This window comes from Pandoraea sp. LA3 (genome assembly GCF_022696215.1).
Lineage (GTDB): Bacteria > Pseudomonadota > Gammaproteobacteria > Burkholderiales > Burkholderiaceae > Pandoraea > Pandoraea capi.
This window is the reverse complement of sequence record NZ_PTPY01000041.1, coordinates 291,231-315,757: the sequence shown is the minus strand read 5'-3', so window position 1 is coordinate 315,757 and position 24,527 is coordinate 291,231. Positions and strand designations below refer to the sequence as shown.

Genomic DNA, 24,527 nt, shown 5'->3' with positions numbered 1-24,527 from the left:
AAATCGGGGTGCTTCAGGCGAGTGCATGCCGGGTGACGAAGCACCAAAGCCGGGAGTGCCTGCACCAGCATACGTCGCATACTGAAATTTATAACGTACACATTAATTTTTTCATTGGAAATTGCACGATCATGATGTGACGATGCGTGCACGAAAATGCAGGTGACGCATCGAAAAACCCCTTTATTTCTGCGGCCTTTTGCATGATGCAGTGCAGCTGAGTGCAAACCCCTAGGCTGTGGCACGAACATTGCGTTGCAATGATTATTTGAGTGTCTACAATGTATTTTGCGCGAGCGGGGTGCGCGCAGAATCCGACAAACCTTTTGCATGTTGGACCCGGAGCTGATGATGACGAATCTGTTCAAGCGCGCTTGCCTGACGTTGGGCGCTGCGGCCATGCTGGTGCCCGCGGTACGCGCAGTTCACGCCGAGGAGATCTCGGTGACGCAGTGGGGCAACAGCCTGTACGGGCTGCCGTATGCCGTGGCGATCGACAAGGGCTTGTTCAAGAAGGCCGGCATCGACATTACGGGCATTCTTAGCTCGGGTGGTGGCGGCACGACCGTGCGCAACATCCTCGCCAGCAAGACGCCGTACGGTGAAGTCGCGGTATCGGCAGCACTCGCCGCAGCGCGTCAGGGCATGGATATCGTCATCGTCAATACGGGCACGCGCAGCGTGGCAGAAGCGTCGATGGTGACCATGCCTAACAGCAATGTGAAGTCCGTGGAGGATCTCGTCGGCAAGAAGGTGGCAATCACCTCGCCCAAGAGCGTGTCGGAAATGCTGTTCATGATGGTGTTGCGCGACAAGGGCATCGATCCCGCCAAGGTGACGCGTGTGGCATCGGGCGGCTACGTCAACGGCATGACGATGCTTGAGCAGGGCGCCGTCGCCGGCGCCGTGGCGATCGAGCCGCTGTCGATCGTGCGCAAGGACAAGTACCGTGTGGTCTATCGTGCCGGCGACGTGCTGCGCCCGATGACCACGTCAGTGGGCATCACCACGCGCGAATTCGCCAAGGCGCATCCCGATGTGCTGCGTGCGATCATTGCCGGGCGTCGCGCCGGTGTCGACGCGACGTATGCGGACCCGGCCGGCGCAGCGAAAATCATCGAAACCAGCTTCAAGCTCTCGCCGGCGGTCGCCAAGGAGGCCGTCGACAACATGGAGCGCTCGCGCATGTGGAGCACGGGCGAGTTCGATCGCGAGGAGCTCGATCGCATGGTCGACGGGCTCAAGCTCGTCGGGGAAATCAAGGACAACGTGGACTGGTCGAAACTCGTCGACACGAGCTTCCTGCCGGCCGATCTGAAAGCCAAGGGGAAGCTATGAACCTGATGCAAGCGAATTCCAAGCTCCATATCGTCGAGGCCGTGGCAGCACGCGCGCCCACGCCCGTCTCGCAACCGGAGGCCCATGCGGTACTCACGGGCGTGATGCGCTACTTCAACAAGCCCGGCGAGCGCGAGCTGTTTCATGCGCTCGGCCCCATCGATCTGACGCTGCTCAAGGGCGAATTCTTCTCGGTCGTCGGGCCGTCGGGTTGCGGCAAGTCGACGTTGCTCGACGCGCTCGCCGGACTCGCCAAACCCAGCAGCGGCACGGTGATGTTCGAAGGCAAGCCGGTCAAGGGCGTGCCGGACGGCGTGGGCGTGGTGTTCCAGGAGGACGCTTCGTTTCCCTGGCTCAACGTGCGCGACAACATCGCGTTCGGCCTGCGCGCGGCGGGCGTCGATGGCGCCGAGATCAACCGTCGCGTGGAATACGCCATGGGGTTCATGGGGCTGCGCGACTTCGCCAAGGCGTACCCGGCGCAACTCTCGGGCGGCATGCGTCAGCGCGTGTGCATTGCGCGCACGCTGGTGATCCAGCCACGGCTGATTCTGCTCGACGAACCGTTCGGCGCACTCGATCAGCAGACCCGTCTGCTCATGGGCGACGAATTGCTGCGCCTGTGGCGTGAAACGTCGGCCACCGTGCTGCTGATCACGCACGCACTCGACGAAGCGGCCATGCTGTCCGATCGCGTGGGCGTGATGTCGTCGCGCCCCGGCCTGTTCATCGATATCGTGGAGACGGGCTGGTCGCGCGATCGCGACAGTCAGGTGGTGTCCACACCGCGCTTCGGGGAGATTACGTCGCGCCTGTGGGAGAAGCTGCGTATCGAGTCGCTCAAGGTCATGGGCGCCGACGGCGCCGCGCACTGACTTCATGGCCAGAGGAGTCGTGATGACGCAACGAATCATCAAGCGGGAAACCCTGTGGCGCGGCGGCGTGGTGATCGGCTTCGTGCTGCTCATCGAGTTTCTGTGCCGCGTCGGTGTGATCCCGACCGAAGTCATGATTGCGCCGAGCGCGATGGCCGGTCATGCCATCGAAGTACTGCGCGACGGCCGATTCGCCCACGATATTACGACGAGCTTGATCAATATCGTCGCGGCATCGGTGACGGCAGTGGTGCTGGGCTTCGTGCTGGGGCTTGCGATTCATGCGATGCCCAGCGTGCGGCGCGCGCTTGAGCCGATGATCGTGAGCTACTACGCCGTGCCGACGTTCATCTTCTATCCCGTGTTCATCGTGCTGTTCGGCGTGGGATCGCTGCCGATCATCGCGATTGCCGTGATGCTCGCGGTGGTGACCATGATCACGGCCACGCTCACCGGACTCGATCGCATTCCGCGCTCGCTGTCGAAGACCGCCAGGGTGATGCGTCTGTCGCCCTGGCAGTCGGCGCTGCGCGTGAAGCTGCCTGCGGCGCTGCCGTATCTGTTCAGTGGCGTGAAATTGTCGGTGGCGTATGCGTTTATCGGGGTGATCGCGTCGGAATTCATTCTGTCGGGATCGGGCATCGGATACGCGATCGGATACGCCTACAACAACTTCCAGAACGACGACATGTACGCGCTGATGCTGATGGTGCTCGTCACCGTCACGCTGATCAACGTGGTGCTCAACCGGCTCGATGCGCGCTTTCAGGCGCGGCGTCAGCGCTGAGCGGGCAACGGAGAATTCGCATGAAAAATCTGATCGGACCTACCTGCGTCGTGCTGGTCGTGGTGCTGCTCTGGGAGGCCTTGCATCTCGCCGTGGGTGGCGCATCGCTAAGCTCACCGGCGCAGACGGTCGCGGAGTTGTGGCAGATGCTCGGCACGGCGTCGTTCTGGGATAACGTGGCCGAGACCGGCCGCGCGCTGATCTACGCGCTGGTGATCGCCGTCGCGGGCGGGATTGCGCTGGGTGTGCTGCTGGGCATCAACCGCATGGCCGGCACGGTGGCCGAGCCGCTGCTGGTCAATCTGTACTCGCTGCCGAAGGTCACGCTGTACCCGCTGGTGCTGCTGGTCTTCGGGCTGGGACTCTCGGCCAAGGTGGCGTTCGGCGTGATGCACGGCCTCATCCCGATTCTCGTGTTCACGATGAACGCGATCCGTCAGATGAAGCCCGTGTATCTGCGCGCGGCGCAGACCATGCGCATGCCGTTCCGGGAGACCGTATGGCGTGTCGTGCTGCCCGCCATCTTTCCCGAGATCGTCGCCGGAATGCGGCTGGGCTTTTCGCTCACGCTGCTGGGCGTGCTGATCGGCGAGATGTTCGCCTCGCAAAAGGGACTCGGCTACCTGCTGACCAATGCAATGAACCTCGGCGACATCGGCACGATCATGTCGGTGGCGCTGTTCCTCACCATCTTCGCCCTGACCTGTAACGGTCTGCTGATGGCGGCGGACAAGCGGCTCACGCATCGGTAAATGTGCAACGGTGACGGAGGCGGCATAATGCGGAATCCATGCCGCCCTCCCCACCCATGAGAAACAAAGTCGACAAGAATGGCCCCGATCGCGGGCTCGACCGCTTCGATCTGAACATCCTCGATCTGCTGCAAACGGATAACCACCTGTCGCATGGGGCAATCGCGGAACAGGTTGGCCTGTCGACACCGTCGGTGCAACGTCGCATCAGTCGACTGGAGAGCAAGGGGGTCATCCGGAGCAACGTTGCGGTCCTGAACCCGCAACTCGTCGGCAATCCGGTCACCGCCGTCATCGAGTCACGACTGGTTGAGGATCGAAGCGTCGTGATGGATCGGGCGAAGCTGTATTTCCGGAACGTCGAAGAGATTCAGCAGTGCTACTTCGTGAACGGCGGCGTGTCGTTCATCATCATCATGATTTCCCGGGATTTGCAGCACTTCGAACAACTCATCCGGCAACACTTCGCCGATAACCCGGACATCCTCACCTATCGAACGCTGATCGTGCTCGATCAGGTGAAAACCGGCCTGAAGATCCCCCTCTTCGATCTGCCGTAACGGGGACGATCAGCCGTCCACCTGCTGCCGGGAAAACAACGCGCATCCCGCACACGCCGCCATCACACAGCCGATGCCCACGCATTGCGTGATCGTCAGCGTCTCGTGCAACACGAGCCATCCGGCAATCGCACTGACGGCCGGTGACCCGCTCAGCAGCACCCCGAACACCCGCGCGGGCAAACGACGCATCGCATAGATGTCGAGCAGGAACGGCAACATGCTCGACAACACCGCCACGCCAAACCCGACGAACAGGACATGTGGGGCCAGCAATGCCCCGCCCGCCTGGGACACGCCCAGCGGCACCGCAACCAATGCGGCAATCGCCATGCCAACGGCCACCGTTCGCCCGCCGCCGCCCGACGCTTCACGGCCGACGATCACATAGATGCCCCAAAACAGCGCTGCCGCCAATGCGAACAGCACACCCCGGATATCGATTTCGCCATGCACATCCCCTATCGCGAGCCACACCATGCCGAGCGCTGCGAGGGCAATCCAGACGAGGTCGGTCTTCTTGCGCGAGCTCACCAGGGCGGCGAGCAACGGCCCCATCACTTCGATGGAGATTGCGATGCTCACGGGAATGTAGGCGAAGGCGCGGTAGATGAGCAGATTCATCAACGCGAGCGTGATGCCGTAGGCAAGCATCGTCCGCCAGGAAATGCCGAGTTGCCGAAGATTCAGATGCCACGGCCGGAATACCGCGATGAGGATGAGCGAGGAAATGCCAAGCCGTAGCGCGGCAACGCCTTCACTGCCCACCAGCGGGAACAGCGATTTCGCAAACGCCGCCCCCGATTGCACCGATACCATCCCGGCGAAGGCGGCCGCGAACGCTGTATTCCGATTGCTCGACATCGAATTTCATTGCACGAAAGAGAGAGAAGCCATTGTATTTTTCTCTCGTGATGAATCTCCTCGTAAGCAATCGCCTCATGAGTATTCTGATCGATCTTTCATGCCGGACGAGGAAAATGCTCGCGCCGCCTCGTGACGACGCGTAATGGCGTGGTGATTACGCCGGCGGGCTCACATCCGACGCGTTCCCTGCCCCGCCCAGCGCCTTGTAGAGGGCCATGCGATTGTTCAGACGGTTCAGGCGCGTCTGCGCATCGGCGGTCTGCGCAGTGCGCAGCAACTGGAGTTGTTGGAGCCACGGCTGCACGTCGATCGCCCCTGCTCGATAGCGCAAGCGCAACAGCGTCTCGGCACGTTGCGCCTGCGTGACCGACAAGGCGCGCTGCTCGCTTTCCCTGGTGATCTGATCTCGTGCAGACAGCGCATTCTCGACTTCGCTCAGCGCGGTGTAGAGGCTCTTGCGGAAATTCACCACCGCTTCCTCGTACTGCGTTTGGGACACCTTGATCTGCAACTGCATGGTGTTCCACTGAATGAACGGCAACGCCAGCCCCAGACCCAGCGAGCCGACAGGGTTCTGCAACACGCGCTCAAGGGACGTGCTCGTCGTGCCCAGTTGCCCGGTCAGCGTGAACGTCGGGTAGAAACTCGTGCGGGTGATGTCGACGTTGGCGAGCGTGCCGCGCAGGCGCAACTCCGCCGCGCGCAGGTCCGGCCGGCGGCCGAGCAACCCGGCAGGCAGCCCCGCCGGGACCGCTGGCAGCGCCTGCATCGGCAGCGTCGACGGCTCCGGCGCCGCCTGCTCAGGCGGACGATCGAACAGGATCGCCACCGCATTGCGGCTCTCCGTGCGCTGCTGCACCAACAATGTCAGGGCGGCGCGCTGATCCGCCAGACTCCCTTCCGTCTGCGCCACATCCAGCCCCGATACCGCGCCCGCCGCATAGCGCGAACGTACCAGCGCGAGAATGCGCTCGGTGTAGGCGATGTTGCTTTCCGAGTTGGCGATCTGCTGATTCAGGAAGCCGATCGTCCAGTAGAGCTGCGCCGTGGTGCCGATGAGCGACAGGCGAGCGGCCTCGCGGTCGGCATCGGTCGCTTCATACTCCCAGCGCGCGGCGTCGCGTTGCGCCGCCAGCTTGCCCCACAGGTCCAGTTCGTACGACGCCGTGGCCTGCAAGGTACTCTTGCGCCCCATCGCATGCGTATCGAGCGTGCGCGACACCGTGCCGTTGCCGTTGACCGTCACCGACGGCGTCAGGTTCGTGTCCGCCAAACCGGCCTGCAACTGCGCCCGGTAGACGCGAATCCCCGCCACCGCCAGATCGTTGTTGACGGCGAGCACGTCGGTGATGAGCTTGTCCAGCACCGGATCGCCGAATGCACGCCAGAAGTCGGGGGCGATGACGGCCGCCGTGCCTGCTGTGGCCACGGTGCCGGCTCCTGCCCCCGGCGCTGCCGCCCATTGCGCAGGCACCTGCACGGCGGGAAGCGGGTCGTGACGCACACCGGCGCACCCCACGAGCAGCGCCGCCACGCTCGCCAGCGCGAGCACCGAGCGGCTGAGGGACAACACCGGGGAGGGCGACGCAAGCGACGCCGTCGACGAATCGGACAGCGGGCGAGTCGGACGAGTATGAGCAATCATTCGGGTCATCTGGCAATACCTCAATCGCGGGCAAGCGCTTCGACCGGGTCCAGCCGCGCCGCATTGCGCGCAGGCATGAAGCCGAACACCACGCCGATGAGCGTCGAGCACAGGAATGCCGTGACGACCGACCCCATCGAAAACACCATCTTCCATTTCTCGACGAACAGCGAGAACAGGAAGCTCGCCCCGAAGGACAAGGCAATCCCGATCGCGCCGCCGATCAGACACACCATCACCGCTTCCACGAGGAACTGCTGCATGATGTCGCTCTGACGTGCGCCGACCGCCATGCGAATCCCAATCTCCCGCGTGCGCTCGGTCACCGACACGATCATGATGTTCATCACGCCGATCCCGCCCACGACGAGCGAAATCACGGCGATCAGCGACAGCAGCAGCGTGAGCGACTGGCTGGTCTTTTCGACCGTCTTCACCACGCTGTCCATGTTGTACGTAAAGAAGTCCTTGCGGCCGTGGCGCTGCGTCATGAGCGTCTCGAGGCTCTTCTCGGCCACCTTGCTCGGTTGACCGTCGCGCACCCGCACGGTGATGCTGTCCACGTTGCGCTGCCCGAACAGCCGCCCGGCCGCCGTCGTGTAAGGCACCCAGATGTTCAGGCTCTTGGTGTCGCCGAACGCGCTCTTCTTCTCGACCGTCACGCCGATCACCACGCACGGCAGATTGCCCACGAAGATCACTTCGCCCAGCGGGTTCGGATTCGAGCCAAAGAGCTTGCGACGCGTGTTCTGATCGATCACCGCCACCTGCGCCTGACGTCGCACCTCGTCCGGGCCGAACGCAATGCCCTGCCCGATCTTCAGACCGCGCACCTGAAAGAAGTGCTCGCCCACGCCCGTGACCATCGCGCTCGCGTCGACGTTGCGGTAACGCAGCAGCAGACTGCGCGCCGTCTCGGGCGTCGCGCTGTCCACGTAGACCTGCTCCGAGAGCGCCTGCACGTCTTCGGGCACGAGCGTCTGAATCGCCGTGGCGCGGTTATCCCCCCAATCCTTGCCCGGATAGATGTTGATGGTGTTGGTGCCGATACTGCCGATCTCGGCCAGCATGTAGCGCTTCGCGCCCTCCCCGATCGCCACGATGGAGACGACCGACGTGATACCAATAATGATGCCGAGCATCGTCAGGAAGGTGCGCAGGCGGTGCGAAATCAACGCGATCCACGCCATGCGGAACGCCTCGGCGAAGCGCCCGACACCGCCCGTCCAGCGGCGCGGCGCAATCGCGCCGCCATGGCTGGCATTCACCGACGCCGGATCGGTTGCCGATGCCGCCGAGGCCTCGGCCTTTGCCACCTCCTCGAGCGACTGGTCGGGCGGCGTGGCGTGCGCAGGCGCGTCCGGTTCGACCTCCACCGGCGTATTCTCGCGGTCCGCCACGATCTCGCCGTCGCGAATCTCGATGATGCGGCGGGCGTGCGCGGCCACCTTCTCATCGTGGGTCACGATGATGACCGTGTGCCCCAGCGCGTTCAGTTCCTTGAGAATGCGGATGACTTCACGGCCGCTGCGCGTGTCGAGCGCGCCCGTCGGTTCGTCCGCCAGAATGACTTCACCGCCGTTCATCAGCGCGCGCGCGATACTCACGCGCTGCTGCTGACCGCCCGACAACTGGCTGGGCCGATGCTCGGTGCGGTCCGCAAGCCCGAGCCGTTCGAGCAGCATGACCGAGCGCGACCGACGCGCGGCATGTGGCGTGCCCGTGTAGACGGACGGCATTTCCACGTTCGACGCCGCGTCGAGGTGCGGCAGCAGGTGATAGCGCTGGAAGATGAACCCGAAGTGCTCGCGACGCAGTTGCGCCAGCGCGTCGGCGTCCAGATCGCGCGTCTCGCGCCCGGCCACGCGGTAGCTGCCTTCGCTCGGATGATCGAGACACCCGAGAATGTTCATCAGCGTCGACTTGCCCGAGCCCGACGCGCCCATGATTGCCACGATCTCGCCCGCTTCGATGGTGAGGTTCACATCGCGCAGCACGACAACGTCGCGCTCGCCCGACGGGAAGCGCCGGGTGATGCCCGTGAGCGACAGCATCGGGTGCGCGCCGGCCCCCAAGACATCAGCCGCGTTTCGAGACGTTTCGGAGGCTTGAGTCATGACGCTCGACATCCTCGGCTTCCTTTATTGAGCGGCGCCCGACGACGTGTCGGCCGGCGTCGACGCGCCATCGCCCGCCTCGCCGATCACGACCCGGTCGTCTGCCGAGAGACCTTCACGCACTTCGACACGCACGTTGTTATTCAGCCCCGTGACGATCTGACGCGTCACGGCGTGCCCATCCTTGGCGTCCTTGTCCAGCACGCGCACCTCGTAGCGATCGGGGCCGACCTTCTTGCCCAGCGCCGCCACCGGCACGCTCAGCGCCTGCTTCGCCGTGCCGAGCAACACGTTGACCTGCGCCGTCATCGAAATACGCAGGCGATGATCGGTGTTCGGCACGTCGAACAGCGCGTTGTAGAAGACGGCCGTGTTGTTGCGCGTGGCACCGCCGCCCAGCGTGCTCTGCGTGTCGAGGAAGTTCTGCGGCGCAGGTTCGATGGCGCGCAGCTTGCCGTAATAACGCTTGTCCGGATCGCCGAGGATCGTGAAGTAGGCGGTCTGGCCCGGGGAGATGCGAATGACGTCCGCCTCCGAGACCTGCGCCTTCACGGTAATGGTGTCCATATCGGCGAGCTTCAGAATCACCGGCGCCTGCTGCTGCGCGATCACCGTCTGACCTTCCTGCGTGACGATGGCGACCACCTGGCCGTCGATGGGCGCCACGATACGCGTGTACCCGACGTTCGCACGTGCCGACTCGATGGCGACGCTCGCCTTGCGGATCTGGGCATCGAGTCCGGCGAGCGTGGCGCGCTGCGTGTCGAGCGCGGCCTGTGCCGATTCGAAGTCCTGACGGGAAGTGGCGTCGTCGGGCAACATCTGACGCTGCCGGGCAAAGGCCAGCTCGGCCTGCTTCAACTGGGCCGTCGTCGAGCGCTTCTGCGCCTGGAGATTCTGCTCGTCGGCTTCGGCCTGACGCAAACCGTTCTGCGCGAGCACCGGATCGATCTCGGCGAGCCACTGCCCCTTCTTCACCTTGTCGCCGAGTTTGACCTTGAGCGACTTCAACTGGCCGCTGACCTGCGCGCCGACGTCGACCTGCTGGAACGCCTGAAGCGTGCCGGTGGCAAGGACGGTATTTTCGAGGTCGCTGCGCTCGACCTTGGCGCTGATGTACTGCGGCGGCTTCGGCGTCGCAAGACTGCGCAGACCGAGCACCACGAGAACGATTAGCACAACGAGGCTGGTGACCAGATAGGGCCGGCGGCGAATGAACTGGATCATGGAACGAAGTTGGCGATCAAAAAGGCACGTCAAAAAGGGCAGTACGGGTGCGGTGAAAGCGGCGGTAAGACTGGCTGGCCGGTCGTTTTGCCGACCGTACGCCGTCCGACACGCTCAGGCACACAAAAGGTTGAGAGTTTAAGGGGTTTGGACAGCCTTGGGGCCGTGTCTGCCCATCTGTCGTTTCGTTGCCAGCAGTGTCGCACCGGGCCATGCGCCTGAAAACCTGTACAAATCACAGTGAAACGGCCTGCAAACCCTGAAAAACTGGGAAAAAACGCATGAAGTGATATAGTCGCCCGGCCTTTGCAAGGGACATCATGAAAACAGAAATCTTCTACGCCCTGTACCTGATCGCCATCGTGACGGAAGCGATGTCGGGGGCCATCATGGGGATGCAGCGCGGCATGGACCGCTTCGGACTCGCCTTCGTTGGCATGGTGACGGCGCTCGGCGGCGGCACGATCCGCGACGTGCTGTTCGGCCGTCACCCGCTCGTGTGGATCGCGCATCCCGAGTATTTGCTGCTCACGCTGGGGGCGGCGACGCTCGCGTCGATCGTGGCGCGCCACATTCACCGGCTGCGCATGACCTTCATCACGGTCGACGCCATCGGGCTGGCGGCTTTCACGATTCTGGGATGTGATATCGGCATGACCGTGAGCACGAGCCCGGTCATCGTGGTCCTCGCGGGGGTGCTCACCGGCATTGGCGGCGGCATGCTGCGCGACCTGCTATGTGGTCAGGTGCCGCTGGTGCTGCGCCGTGAGATGTATGCAAGCGTGGCGTGCATTGCCGGCGCGATGTATGTCGCGATGCTGCATTTCGGTGTGCCGAACGGTGTCGCGACGGGTGTAGGCTTCGTCGGCGGCTTCGTGATCCGCATGCTGGCGGTGTGGTTCGGCTGGCGCTTCCGTACGTTCGAGGACGAAGCCCCCTCGGAACCGTTGCACTGAGGCATGCTGCCGGCGAATTAGCGCCGATGCGAGGGGAAGCGAAACAAGGAGATGGCGCGACGCAGGCGAAACGACGCGCGACCGGCGGCGACTCAGGTCTTGCACGTGGCCGGTGCGTCGCCCACCCTCACCGCACGCCGCGCCTCGCCGATGCCGCCGCTCGCCTCCCGCCCCGTCTGCATGGCGCAGTAGTCGAGCGTCTGTCGCAGCAATGTGTCGACCTTGCGTAGCGACAAACCATGACGCGCTGCGACTTCTTCGCGCGTGAGATCGTCGATGCGCAGCTCGACGAGCACACGACGATGATGACCAGGCATCTCGTCGAGCGCTTTCGAGAGTGCAGCCAGCTCTGAGCGCGCCCCCGCCACCGCTTCCGGCCCCGGGCCGCGATCCGGCAGCACGTCGAACACCTCCGCTTCATCGGCCAGCGACGCCCACATCCGGCGGGCGCGCATCTGATCTACCGCCAGGTTGTAGGCCATACGGAACACATACGTTTCGCCCCGGTGCACGGCATCGGGCAGCGTGGCGCTGCCGAGCCGTACCCACGCGTCGTGCAGGCTGTCGCTGGCCGTATCCGGACAACCGATGCTGCGCGACAGACGCCGCAACAGCCGGTCGTAGTTTGCCTCCAGACACTCGCGCAGCACCTGGGTGGCAGTGCCCGTACCGGCTTCCTGCGCCTGAGCGTTGCGAACTGCGGCCTCGACACTGACATTGCTCAGATCCATGTCGGCGCCCCGCTTCCACCCCCAACCACCCCAACCCGTCCCGCTTCCCCGTATTGCCCCTGCGCGAACATTGTGTGCCCCCCGATACCCATGAACGCTTCTGTCATTTCTGCAAGCCTCAATGACAAGACGGATATCGAAGGGCAAATCCGCAGACTATTTTTTGTAACGCGTCGGCGGCTGTCACAGATGTGCCTTTTCCTCCCGCGTGAGCTGCATCTTCTGGGCGTCGGTCAACTCGCCATTCCCAACCAGTTGGAATGCACTGCCGGGGTCGTAGCTCATCTTCACGGGCGACGTAATGGCAGCGCCCTTCTGATCGGATGTCCCGCCGTTCGCATCCCCCGCGCTCAACATGCGCACGGAGAAGATCGACGGCGCATTCTGACGCTGCGCCACGCGCTCGCGGGCCATCGCGTCCTGCGCGGCCGATGCCGCCTGCGCCGCCGTCGCGCTCGCATTGGTAAGCGCCCCCACGTTGACCGCCGCGATCACCGGCAGGCCCGTCGACTTGCCCTGCACCTGCACGTTGGCCGCATTGACCACCGCCAGCGCGGCGAAGTTGACGTTGCCCGACACACGCACCCCGGCTTCACCGGCATCGATCGTGCCGAGCGGAGCTACGAGGTCGACGTCGCCCGGCGGCACTTCCGGCAACGGCGCGAGCGTGGCGATACCGGCACCGCTGGACGGTGCCGCCGGCGAGAGCGTCACGTTGCCGACGTCGTCGTACACGCGCCGGGGCGGCGTGTAGAGGACTGTCGTCTTCGAGCCGCGACCGGCGTTGATGTCGCCTTCGGCAGACCACGCCTGAATGCTCCCGCCGAAGGTCGTCATCACACGCGACAGGCCGAGCAGAATGCTGTCGCGGCTGTACAACTGGATATCGCCGTCGCCCTGCGTGACGATACCGGCCGCCGCCCCCGGGGTGACGCCTTCCACACCGACCAGCGTGCGGCCGCCCGGGTTCAGCATCTGGATGCTGCCGCCGAAGTTCGTATGGACCCCGGCGTCGCTCGTGATCGGGATGTTCACACCGCCCACGTTATTCATGCCCGTCACGCTGCTGAACATCGTGATGGCCCCCGAATAATCGATGGGTTGCCCCTGCGCATCGAGCGCGGGGAACAAGGTGGCGATAGCGTCGCGACCGCGCAGATAACTGCCGTAGCGCGGGCTTGCAGCGTCGTTGTACTCGCGTCCACCTGCCAGCAGTTCCTTGAAGTACACCTGCCGCACGAACACGCCCTGCTGCGCCGACGGCAACGCCAGGAAGTATGCGAGCGCATCGCTCGCCGTGCCGGTGTAGCCGAAGCGATCCGTGAGCCACTTCACCAGTTCGTCGCCGTAGGCGTGCGCGACCTTGCCGCTGCCGGTGAGTGCCGATCCCGTCGGCAACTGATTGGCGGGATCGAAGTACAGCTTGGCAAAACCCGCGTAATCGGGGCCGTTCGCGCCGACGCCCGCGAGCACTGAAATGTCGGCCCCACCGGCCGTGTTCGACGGATTCACCAGATCGCCCACGCTCGTGAGCATGCCGTAGTAGCCCTGATACAGATTGCGCCCGGCCTGCACTTGCAGCAAGCCCGGTCCAAGCACATTCGCCGACTGATAGAAAATGTCGCGCCCCGCCTGTATCGACGTGATGTCGCCCGTCGCCACGTTCAGGAACGTGCTCGGCGTCGCCCCCACGCCGACGATATCGCGTCCGGCCATCACATCGAACGGCTTGGCCGCGATGTACCAGGTGCTGTGCGTCGGGATGAATCCCGCCGAAATGTCGTTGACCACACGGGCGATGGTATTGCCGATGGTGAGATCGTCGATATCGACACCGGCATAAATGCGCGACGAGGCCGTGTCCTGCGCGTGCAGCAGCGATGTCACCGTATCCTCGCCGTACGCCAGCGGATTGTTGGCGTACTCGCGAATCGCGCCGTTGGACGGTGCGCTGTTCAGGCTGTCGGGCCCCGAGGCATTCAACGTCTGAAAGAACGGATGCTGTGGCGTGGCCAGGCTCGACATGTCGGCGCCGGACATCGCGACCGTCGCGCCCTGCCCGTAGATCGTGCCCGCGGCGAGCATCTCCAGCTGCCCCACGGGTGACGAAATCAGTTCGATGTTGCCACGCGGATCGGACGGCCCGAGCTGGGTGTTGAACCGGATATCGCCGTTGGCCGCCACCACGCTCAGGCTGCCCGGCAGATACGTCGTGCCGTTCGTCATGACATCGCCGCCCACGTCGCCGTCGAGCGGCGCCACGTCGCCACCGGCGGTGAACAGACGAATGCCCGTCTCCGGCCGATAGAGGGTGAAACGGGTATTGCCGCCCTTCCCGACAGTGCCCGCGGCATTCGTGTAGTAGCTGCCCTCGACGTCCGTGTTCAATGTCATCCCCGCATCGCCTGCACCACCGAGCACGAGGTCACCACGCGTACTGATGCTCACAGTACCGTCACCCGGAATCACCGTCGGCCCGCGCGTGAAGGTCACGCCCTTGATCGTGTCGAACGATTGCGCACGCGGGTCGAGGGACTTCCAGTACAAGCCATTGCCATAGGGCGCCATCGCGCCGATCGATCCGGCGTCGATGGTGGTATCGCCGCGCAGGGCCGTCACCGCGCCGAAGTAGTCTGCCGGATTATCGGACTGGCCGACCGAAGGCCGGCCGTTGAGCATGCCGCCGACCTTCACGGTCAGGTCGCCGCCGCCGGTCTGCACGACCGTGCCGTCTGCCAGCACGCGCCCGGTCGATGCCACCGCCAGATCGAGACCGGTCGATTGCGTGATGTTGCTGGACGTCATCACGCCGGCGTTGCGTCCGGCGATCACGGTCAGATTGCCGCCACCGAGCGTGCCGATACCCTGGAAGCCGACAATGCCGAGGGCGCTGCTGAACGGGCTGGTTTTCACCATCGCCCCGAAATTGATGCCCCATGCCGTCGGATCGGCGGTCTGCCCTGCGCCGCCCTGTCGCCACAGCCAGTTCGACGTGATGTCGCTGTCGACGTAACGCGTGGCGTTGTCGCTCATCTGGATGTTGCCGGTCACGTCCTGCTGCGCCGAGATCAGCACGTCGCCGCCATGCTCCGGGTACCAGACCTGCACGCCGCCGCCCGACGCCGTGTTCGCCAGGTTGTACGGATTGCTGCCGTCGGCCGCAAGCATCGGCGCCGACGTCGTGCCTGCCGTATAGACGCCATAAGGCGTGGCTTCGCTGAAGCTGCCGCCCGCCAGAATGTCCAGATTGCCGGTGCCGGTGCGCAGTACGCTGAACGTCGTGGCGCGTTGCGAATTGTTGTAGGCAGCATCACTGAGCGTGACGTTGCCCTGACCTGCCAGCGCTTGCGCGGTCTGCACCGCACGCTGGTCGGCAGCGGTGATATCCGCGCCGCCGACGAGGCGGATCGACGACGACAGCGTGCCCGCCGCAAGCATGCGCGCCCCCGCCGAGGTGCCCGGCGCCCCGGGGGTTGCCGGGACCACGACGGCCCCCAACGTCGGCAGCGTGGCGATATCGAAGATCAGGTAACCATTCGCGCCGAGCGATGGTCCCGGATCGAGGGTCGTGCCCGCCGGAATGGTGCTTCCCGGCCCGTATTGATGCCCCGCGACGTCGACGAACGGCACCCCGTAGATCGACACCATGTCCTGATAGAACTGATCGTTCGGAATGGTCCAGTCGTTCATCAGCGTCACGGCGGTCGTGTAGACGTAGCTGGAGTTGTTCAGCCCCGTGTCGTTGGGCGACCAAAGCTCGGCCTTCGGATCGTGCGCAATGTCGATTGGCGAGTAGACGGCCGGGATACCCTGCGTCGGTCCGAACCCGTCGGAGAGGCTGCCCTTGATCGTGAGGTTGCCGCCCGCACGCAACACCAGCGCCATCGGCTCGCCCGCGCCGTAGCCCGCCGAGTTCGGGTCGCGGTTCGCCCCCGGACCATAGCGGTACTTCGCGAGATCGATATCGCCGATGGTCGACAAGTCGCCGGTCGATGCGATCTGCACACCGGGACGCAAGTGATAAGCGTTGCCATAGGCCGAGAGGCCCGCCGTGCGCGTGGCAAGTGCACCGTTGCCCGCCGCCGCGTTCATGAACGCCGTGCTGGCCGCATCGTAGCCGTCGAGCGTGGCTTGCGAAATCACGCTGCCCGGCGCGAGGTTGTACGTCCAAAAACCATTCAGGGCGATGCTGTTGGCACCGCGAATGTTCAGCGCGCCGGGCGCGTTGATGGCGATGTCGCCCGACGTTTCAGCCGTGCGCACGGCGTTGAGCACGATATCGCCATAGTGCTTGCCATCTGGCGTACTGACATCGAGCGTCGCCCCCGGCGAAAGGGTCATGGTGCCGCCGGACGCCGTGAGTTCGATATGGCCGCGATTCTTCGCTTCGATGGGCGCGCCGTAACTGTCGACCTGCAACTGCGTGCCATGCGCGTCGAGCACTGCCGTGCTGCCCAGGGTAAGGCCGTTGGCGCCCGCCAGACGGATCGTGCCCGGGGCCGCGCCGGAAGCGTCGATGGTGCCGTTGACGGTGAGGCTGCCGCCGTCGACCGAGATACCGACGTTGCGTGCCTTCACGCCGTCGCCCACCGTCAGGTCTCCCTGCTTCTGCACGAACACGCGCGAGTCGAAGAAGCCGCCCTGCGTCAGCGCGGCATTGATGCCGGCGAAGTCGGCGAACGTCCCCGCTTCGGCACCGAAATCGCCGCTCAGATAGCCGGTGTTGGCCGTGCCGCGCAACTGACCGGCCAGCATCACCGTGCCGCTCCGGGCGTCGACCGTCATCTCCCCGGCGTTATTGTTCTGCGCCGAGACATCGACGATCGATCCGCTCGATTGCGTGACGTTACCCTGCGCACTCGTCAATGCCAGCGTCCCGCCGAAGCCGTAGACAATCGCATTCTGAATCCGCGACGTTTGCCCGCTCAGGTCGAGACGGCTGCCGTCCGCGAGCACGATGTCGTGCGTCGCATTCACCGCGAGCTTGCCGCTGGGCAGCAACACGGTGCTGCCGATACGCACGTTATCGCCCGTCAGGTCGATCTCCGCGCCGGCAACGCTCGACGTGGCCGTGCTCGGCGTGGTCCCGGCAGGCGCTATGACATCGAGCTGGCCACCCGTCACATAGCCGGTGATGGATTTCTGCGTGCCCGTGAGCAACGGCGTCGCGAGCGTGAGATTGCCGCCCGTGCCGCTCTGGCCGAACACTGCGCCGCTTTGCGTGCTTGGCGCCTGATAGACGAAGAGCGTGCTGTGGCCGGCGGACACGATGCGGTCGCTGGCTGTCAGATCGACGTTGCCGAAGCCGTAGATCGTGCGCGTCACGCTCGACGTGTCCGTCGACGAGAACTGGCCGAGGTCGATCTCCTTTGCGACGAGGCTCAGGGCGCCGGCGCCCGTGCCCGGTCCACCGGTCGCGATGGCGGGCGCCGTTGCGCCCGCCACGCCATTCCACGTCAACCGGTCGGCAGCGATAGTGGCGTGATCGTCCGTGCTGCCAAGGCCGTAGATGGCCGGGGCTTTCAACACCACATCGACGCCCGAGCCACGCGTGTCCAGACGACTGCTGCCGAAGACGTTGATGGCCCCTGCCGCGCCCAGCGTGATTTTCTCGAGCGCTGGCGCACCGCTCGCCGGATCGCCTTGCATGAGCGTCGAGAGCATCGCCTGATTGAACAGCATGCCCGCGGGATTGCCCGCCGCTGCGACTTGCGCCGCGTCGCCGACATTGAGCGCCCCCACGGCCAGCGCGATATTGCGCGAACCGAAGCGTGCAGTCGAATCGAGTGTCGATGCGCCATTGGTCGACAGGACCAGCGTGCCTTCCGAGAACAGGCCCGAGCCCGCGCCGATGGTGATCGTGCCGTTGCTCGTTTGCGCGCCGGCGAACGAGACGTCGCCGTTCGACAGACCTAGCACCGTGTAGTTACCCGCGACGTAAGGCAAGCCGGTCACGGCCGAATCCAGCGGTGACGCGCCCTTGCCGATGGTCGTCAGGGTGACGTCGTTGCCAAGCGTAATGTTGCGACCGACCAGATAGATTTCGCCGGCCGACAGCGTCACGCCATCCCTCACGAAAAGATCGGTCCCGTTACCCCGGAAGGTGAACTGAGGCGGCGCCGTCGCGGTCACCGCGGCAATGCCGTTGATGCTGAGTCGCGGCGCATCGATGGCGCTCAGATCGTTTGCGCCGACCGACACGCCCGTGAACCCTGCGGTACGTGTGCCGGTCGTGATCTCGCCGACGTTTTCCACGGCCGCCTGTCCGGCAATGCCGCCCTGTGCCGCCTGAAACAGTGCACGGCCGTCGAAGGTGAAGACCGGTGTCGTCGGCACGATCGGCGGGACGTTGAACTGAATGTCGAGCACCTTGCCGTCGCGCGGCAGCATCGGTGCGATGTTGCCGGTCTGTGCCGCCTGACTGGTGAGGAAGTCGCCGTAGCTCTGTTCGTTGAACTGCGAGTACTTGCGCACGGCATCGGCTGACGTCACCAGCAGGGTCGATGGCAACTGGCTGCGCGCGGCAGTGTTCGCGATGCTGAGGTACCCCGCCGTCAGGTAGGTGCCGTTGCCCGCTGCGGTCGCCGTGGCAGGCAGGGTCTGCCCCGTGCCGCCGATCTCGACACGATACGCGCCCGGCAGCAACGCATAGGTCGAGGGCAGCAGCGTGTAGGTGCCTGCGGGCAAGCCCGGCACGCCGTCGCCGATGGTGATGCGCTGCCCGACCACCGGGTCGCCCGCGCCGTTCTCCGGCGCAACCGGCGCATAGGCGGAGGCATAGCCCGGCACGATCGCGTAGACCTTGTCGCCCGGTTTGCTGAGCTTCATCGTCGGATTCGCATTGACGAGCGCAGTGTTCAGCACGTTGACCGAACCGCCGCGACCCGACACGAAACCCGCGCCGGTCAGCGAGCCGCCGCCGCTCAGGTCGAGTACCGCGCCGTCGTCCACGGTGAGGGTCTGTCCTTGCAGACGGATCCCCGCATCCAGCCCCGTGCCGCCGGACGTAAACCCACCCGCCGCGAGCGGTTTGATGCTCACGCCGTCATACGTGTAGGTGACACCGTCGAAGGTGCCGCCGTACGGCATCGTGAGGCCGTCCGTCGATACGGAAGTCACGCTGCCGGGCAGCAACTCGACGGACTTCCCCGTCGGTACCAGCCCTGGCACGGCGTTGACGCTGCCGAAGATCAACTTGCCGAACGGGGCGCGCAGCACAGCCCCCTGCTCGATGTTCGGTGCCAGCAGATACAACGTGCCGAAGGCCGACATCGGCATGTCGGGCACGTCGGCCGTCGTGCGGCCGAGCTTGAGCGTGGCAGCGTAGTTGACGTTGCCCGAGCCTGCGACGATGTTCGCCACTGCGCCCGTCGTCGGATAGATCTGCGCCCCCTCGAAATCGAAGTCCCATCCTGTGATGACCGAGGTGCCTGCCTGCAACGAGGGCGTCGGCAAGAAGCGAATGTCGCCCTGACTCACGAACCGGGTCGTCTTGAAGCCTTGCGCGGGCGTGAAGACGTTCTGGAAGATCGTGCCGTCGTAATATGACGTGTTCGCGCCAAAGCTGATCGGGCCCTGAAGGTCGATGAGATCGGCGTCGACTTCGAACGTGGCGTTGGTCGGAACGGTGTTCGGCGAGGCTTGTCCGATCGCGCCGGTGCGATACCCATCGCGATAGATCGCGGGCGTGGCACTGAAGCTGATGTAAGGGGCCGACAGCCGGACAGTGTTGCTCGTCGGGGTCTGCGCGCCCGCCCTGGGAACGTCCGACGTGATCGCGTTGGCCATGAGCGACAGGCGCTTGTCGAGCGAGAGCGACACATCGCCCTTGAAGATCAGATAGTCGGTCGAGAGCAATGAGGCTGACGAGAATCCCCCATCCTTGATCTGATCGGCGCTGATCGCGCCCTGCCCGAACGAAAGCCCGGCAACGGCCGACGGCCCCGACAACGCGACCGGCGCGCCCCGCGACTGCGTGACGACGAACATGCCCGGCGCCAGCGGCCCCAATGGAATCTTGCCCTGCGGATCCTGAAACTGCGCCGTGAGGAGCGAGAGCGACAGATCGCCGCCCAATGCCCCTGCCCCGCCGGAGAACGCATGGACGTTGCCGTCGAGCATGAAGCCGCTCGTCGTACTCAGCGAGATGGCGCCGCCGTTGGACGCAAGCGTCGTGCGGCCGGTCACATTGGATGCATTGGACGGCTGACCTGATGCACTGGATATGCCCGTTAGGGTCGCAGTATCGACCGTCACCGCCGCGCCGTCGGCGTTCAGCACGGCCCCCGGGCGCACGATCACGAACGACGGACCGCCATTCAACGTGATGCTGCCGCCATCGGACACCGTGCCATAGGTGTGCCCCGCCGCATCGACGGCGGTGTAACCGTAGCCCGACACATCGAGGCTGGCCGTCGGCCCGAGCCAGATCGACATGCCGAGGTTCTTCCCGTCGGCATCGAAGTTGCGCGCACTCGGCAGCACGTTGTCCGCCTCGGTCGTCAGTGCGATCTTGCCGCCGCGCGCAGTAAGCGCCCCGTCGATCGTGATCTGCCCGAACGAATCCAGCGTAATGCTCTGCCCCGGGTCCACCACGATCGCTCCGCCCTGCCCGATGGAAACATCGCCGCCCGTCGGATTGCCCTGATAGTCCTTCGTGACGGAATGCAGCGTGAGGCTCGCGCCGGCGCGCTGCGTGAGCGTGCCGGTCTGCGCGTTCTCGGCGAACAACGGCGGCAGCGCCAGCGTCATGGCAGCCGACGGATCGCTGCCCGTGGGTGCATCGACACTGTTCGCGCCGAAACGATACACGGGCATCGTCGGGGCCAGGACGACACCGTTGTCGACCCGCACGCCCTGTCCGCCATTGAGGTCGTAGCTGGAAAACCCTGCGCTGAAGAACCGGGCATCGCTGCCGGACGTCCCCGCGTTGAATACCGAAACGGGCGCCACAGCGACATTGCGCGAGAAGATCGTGCCGGCGGGCACGATGGCGCCGACAGGGTACGTCACATCGGTATTGCTGATCGTGCCCGCCGTGTACACCACGCGATAGGGCTGGATCGCGAAGCCCGCCGGGAACACGCTTGACGGGATGATCGTCCCGGCCGGAATGCTGTTGACGTTGTTCGTGCTGAAGATGTTGAAGATGCGCCGCCCCTGGGGCAAGGTGCTTCCGCCGTCGAAGGTGTCGTAGCCGATACCGCCATTCGTCTTGTAGGCCAGCACGCGCACGCCTGCCGGCACGACCCACGGCGCGGCGGTCGGTACGTCGGGGATCGTGTCGACGGTGACGGGCACTGGCAGCGGCACGTCGAGGATCAGCTTCGTGTGAGCATCCACCGTCGAGAACGGCAACGGGGTGCCGGCCGGCACGGTGTACGGTTCCGAGAGCTTGACCGCGACATTGGCCGACGTGCCCGCTGCGAGCACGCCGCCCGCGAGTGCCGCATTCGCGCCGATCATGATGGCATCCGGCGTGGAGATCGTGAGCTTGCCGCCCCCCTTCACGCCATATGCGACGATCTTGCCGTCTAGCACCAGCGTGCCGACGTTGACGTTCACGTTGCTCGCCGAATCGCCCGCGATCAGTGTCACGTTGCCGCCCGTGCCGCCCTTCGTCTTGCCGCCCGCGAGGATCGCGCCGCCCGACGACACATCGATCAGGCTACCGTCGGCCACGCTCAGATCGTTCGTCGAATCGAACGTGACGTTGCCGCCGTTGAGGTAGGCCGTCTTCGACAGCGAATCCGGGTCAACGGCGCCATTGACCCAAAGCCCGCGTACGTCGATCTTCGCGCCGGTGTTCAGCGTCAGGCTGGCCGTGCCGTCGGGCTTAACAAGCGCCATCGCGTACGTGTCGCCTGCGCGCAGATAGGTGTTGGAGAGGTTCACCGTGCCCGACGGCGCGGTAATTGTCGCGCTCACGTCGACGTCCGGCGCGACGAGGTTCAGCCTGCCGCCGTTGTCCAGACGCAGGTCGCCGCGCACCGCGATGTCTCCCGACGAGATCAGATCCAGCTCACCAAAGCCTTCGCGATTCAGACGCGTGTTGTCGAGCCACAGGGTGTTGATTCGCGACGCGTCGAGCGCGTCGATCACGGTCATTGCCGACGTGATGTCGTCCACGGCCCCGATCAGGACATCCGATGCAAACGCACCGGTGCGCCCCGGCCCGGTGTACTGTCCCAGCGTGAGCGACCCCGCGCGCGCCACGGAGAACTGACTCAGCGCGTAGCCGTCCGTGAGACCGGCCGGACGCGCCTGCGTCTGCACGGGACCGGTGTAGACGTTGGCGATCACGTCGCCTTCGAGCACGGCTGTCGGCGCGGAGATCGTCAACCGACCGGCGTCGCGGCCCACGGTGTAGCCGTTTTGAAGCACGCGCGTGGGCGCGATGAGCGGGCTGGCGTACGACTCGGTGGCACTCGTTCCCCAGCGCGGGTGCGTGACTTCGAAGCCCGTGTAGACGCCCGTGTAGAGCACGCTCGTCGGCGCCGTGTTGACGTTGTAGATCTGACCGTCCGCGCCTCGCAACCACGACTGGTTGAGGTATCCGGTCTGCACGTTGTACGTGCCGCCGGACAGGTTGATGAACGCGCCCGTCTGCGTCACGACCTCGTTGCCACCGAGCGTTACCGTGCCCCCCTGCGCCGCCCACTCGCCAATGCCGTGCGACTGATTTGCCAGATAGCCGCCGACTTCGAGCAGGCCGCCCGGCGTATACCAACGCTCGTTCGCATAGCCGCCGACACCGGCCGGGACATAGACCAGACGCCGACGGTCGACATATACGTTGGCGTTGTTCAGCGCAGCGTTATCGCGGTTGCCCGGCGCATCGCGTTGCTCGTTGCCCTGCACGTTGATCTTGACGTTGTTGCTGTCCATCGACAGCGACACGCCGACGGCGCCCGACACGTCCAGTTGCGCACCGTTGGCGACGAAGCTGCGCTGCGTGGCGCTAACGGCGATCTGCCCGCCCGTGGCGAGCGTCAGCGAATTGCCCTGAAACTCGACGTTGCCGCCGCTCACGATCTCCACGCGCGACTGATCGCGACGGTCGGAGAGCTTCGAGAGGTTGTCGAACAGTCCGGAGGACGTGCCCGCGCGCAGGATGTCCTGCGCCGCCGAGTCCTGCATCAGCGCGGTGCGCTGGCTGTCGAGCGCCGTCGCGCCGTTATCGCTGATCAGTATCGATGTGAGCGCGCCGCTGCCCAGCGTCACCTTGCCCGGCGCGTCGCTCGCCGAGTTCAGTAAGTGAATCGTGCCGCGCGTGTTCACCGTCGTCGTCGACACGGCTGTGCCCAACTGTTGCACGTCGCGCCCCGCCATCGTGATGTCGCCCTCCGGCGCCATCATCAACCCGGTGTTCACCACCTTGCCCGCCACGCTTTGCGCGACGAACTGCGGCGAGATTTCGTTGCCTCGCGTCGTCGACGGTGTGTTCGCGTCCGTGCCCACGCCCTTGCGGATCACGAAGCTGTCGCCCGCCGAGAGCGCCACCTGCCCTTGCGGCGTGACGATCGTCCCCGCATTGCTCACCTCGCGTCCGAGCATCAGCACGTAGCCGCCGCCCTGCGTCACCGACGTCGGCGTGCGCGTCGTGATGTTCGCGCCCGCCTGCACTTCGACCTTGCCCAGCGCATCGGTGAAACTCGGCGTCGTGCCGTTGGCGCCGTACAGACCGCCGGTCTGGAACTGTGCGTCGGTCATCTTCGCCGCCGCCACGACCAGATTGCGCGTATCGATCTGGCTCGTGCCGCCGAAAATCACGCCGTTGCGGTTCAGGATCAGCACCGTCCCGTCGCCGTGAATCTGCCCCTGAATCTGGCTCGGACGCGCATTCGGATCGTTCACACGGTTGAGCACCGACCAGTCGCTCTGCTGCGCGAAATTGACGGACGTGTTACGCCCGACGTTGAACGTCTCCCAGTTCAGAATGGCCTTGTCAGCCGTCTGCTGGATGTTGACGTTGGTCTTGCCGTTGGCGGTGGATTGCGTGGGCGCGTTGGCGTTGATCCAGCCTTTCGTCAAGCTGTTGGTGTCGACCTTGAGGCCGCCTTCGGTGAGGCCGTCGGGGATCGTGGCGTCGCTGTTCGCCGCAGCCGCACGCGCATTCGCCTGCGCCGCCTGCATCGCGGCGATGTTCTGCGCCGCCGAACTCAGGTTCGCAATCGAGCGCTGCAACTGGGCGTTCGCCTGTTGCTGCTGCGCCGACGGGTCCATGAGCGATGTCACCGGCATGCCGTTGGGCAGACGCCCCGTCTGCGTGGCCGTGGCCTGCGCCGCACCGCGCGCCGCGAACCACGCGTTGCTGAAAGCTTGCTGTGCATGCGCGGCAGACGACGCGAGCAGCGTCAGTGCGGCCGCCTGAACGAGCGGCTTGCGGTGCAGTGTCCGGATGACGTGTCCCAGCCGGCGCCGCTGACGCTTGCGTGGCGAGTCGGTCGTTGTGTCGACATCGGATGAACGCGCAGCCGAGGGCGGCATGGGTGACGTGGGCGACGCGGGCGCTGAGGACAGCGGTGAAGCGCAGACGAGAGGGTTCGGTTGCATGTCGGATGTGCAGTGGCAATCGGTTAGCGGCCGTTGCTATCGCATCGATGCAAGCGGCCTTCCCTCTGATGACGACGCTCACTTCGCAAACCCGCAAAGCCGTCCTCGAAATTTGTC

The 24,527-nt window shown here is 65.0% G+C and carries 12 protein-coding genes; 6 read left to right on the top strand and 6 right to left on the bottom strand.

Annotated features, from left to right (window positions below; all coding sequences use genetic code 11):
* Positions 1-330 precede the first annotated feature (330 nt).
* Genes C5N93_RS27910 through C5N93_RS27890 form a run of 5 tightly spaced genes read left to right on the top strand, consistent with a single transcriptional unit; the run spans position 331 to position 4,312 of the window.
* Positions 331-1,338 carry an ABC transporter substrate-binding protein gene (locus C5N93_RS27910; protein ID WP_240493633.1) on the top strand — a complete coding sequence of 336 codons (1,008 nt, stop codon included), beginning with the start codon at positions 331-333 and terminating at the stop codon, positions 1,336-1,338.
* The gene (locus tag C5N93_RS27905; protein WP_242561829.1) at positions 1,335-2,213 is read left to right on the top strand and encodes an ABC transporter ATP-binding protein; all 879 of its coding nucleotides are present in this window, start codon (positions 1,335-1,337) and stop codon (positions 2,211-2,213) included. Before C5N93_RS27910 ends, C5N93_RS27905 begins: the two co-directional genes overlap by 4 nt.
* A gap of 22 nt (positions 2,214-2,235) precedes the next feature.
* Positions 2,236-3,000, top strand: coding sequence for an ABC transporter permease (locus C5N93_RS27900; RefSeq protein WP_242561828.1), 765 nt, complete (start codon positions 2,236-2,238; stop codon positions 2,998-3,000).
* Positions 3,001-3,020: 20 nt separating this feature from the next.
* Positions 3,021-3,752, top strand: coding sequence for an ABC transporter permease subunit (locus C5N93_RS27895; protein ID WP_069343625.1), 732 nt, complete (start codon positions 3,021-3,023; stop codon positions 3,750-3,752).
* A 56-nt stretch (positions 3,753-3,808) separates the two neighbouring features.
* A complete protein-coding gene (locus tag C5N93_RS27890; protein WP_242561827.1) occupies positions 3,809-4,312 on the top strand; it encodes an Lrp/AsnC family transcriptional regulator in 504 nt (167 codons plus the stop codon).
* A 9-nt stretch (positions 4,313-4,321) separates the two neighbouring features.
* Here the strand turns inward: C5N93_RS27890 and C5N93_RS27885 are convergent, their stop codons facing one another.
* From C5N93_RS27885 to macA, 4 genes are all read right to left on the bottom strand, one after another.
* Positions 4,322-5,176 (bottom strand): EamA family transporter, encoded by an 855-nt coding sequence (locus C5N93_RS27885; protein ID WP_242561826.1) that lies wholly within the window; start codon positions 5,174-5,176, stop codon positions 4,322-4,324.
* Between the two features lie 157 nt (positions 5,177-5,333).
* Positions 5,334-6,824: an efflux transporter outer membrane subunit gene (locus C5N93_RS27880; protein ID WP_242561825.1), complete on the bottom strand. Its 1,491-nt coding sequence runs from the start codon at positions 6,822-6,824 to the stop codon at positions 5,334-5,336.
* A gap of 20 nt (positions 6,825-6,844) precedes the next feature.
* A complete protein-coding gene (locus tag C5N93_RS27875; protein WP_242561824.1) occupies positions 6,845-8,941 on the bottom strand; it encodes a MacB family efflux pump subunit in 2,097 nt (698 codons plus the stop codon).
* A 24-nt stretch (positions 8,942-8,965) separates the two neighbouring features.
* Entirely contained in the window at positions 8,966-10,168 is a 1,203-nt protein-coding gene (macA, locus tag C5N93_RS27870) for a macrolide transporter subunit MacA (RefSeq protein WP_242561823.1), read from the bottom strand.
* A gap of 320 nt (positions 10,169-10,488) precedes the next feature.
* On the opposite strand from macA, the gene C5N93_RS27865 reads away from it, so the two are divergent.
* A complete protein-coding gene (locus tag C5N93_RS27865) occupies positions 10,489-11,124 on the top strand; it encodes a trimeric intracellular cation channel family protein (protein ID WP_069343630.1) in 636 nt (211 codons plus the stop codon).
* Between the two features lie 92 nt (positions 11,125-11,216).
* Here the strand turns inward: C5N93_RS27865 and C5N93_RS27860 are convergent, their stop codons facing one another.
* Positions 11,217-11,855: an RNA polymerase sigma factor gene (locus tag C5N93_RS27860; RefSeq protein ID WP_242561822.1), complete on the bottom strand. Its 639-nt coding sequence runs from the start codon at positions 11,853-11,855 to the stop codon at positions 11,217-11,219.
* Between the two features lie 183 nt (positions 11,856-12,038).
* On the bottom strand, positions 12,039-24,410 hold the full coding sequence (locus C5N93_RS27855; RefSeq protein ID WP_242561821.1) for a filamentous haemagglutinin family protein: 12,372 nt from the start codon (positions 24,408-24,410) through the stop codon (positions 12,039-12,041).
* Between the last annotated feature and the right edge of the window lie 117 nt (positions 24,411-24,527).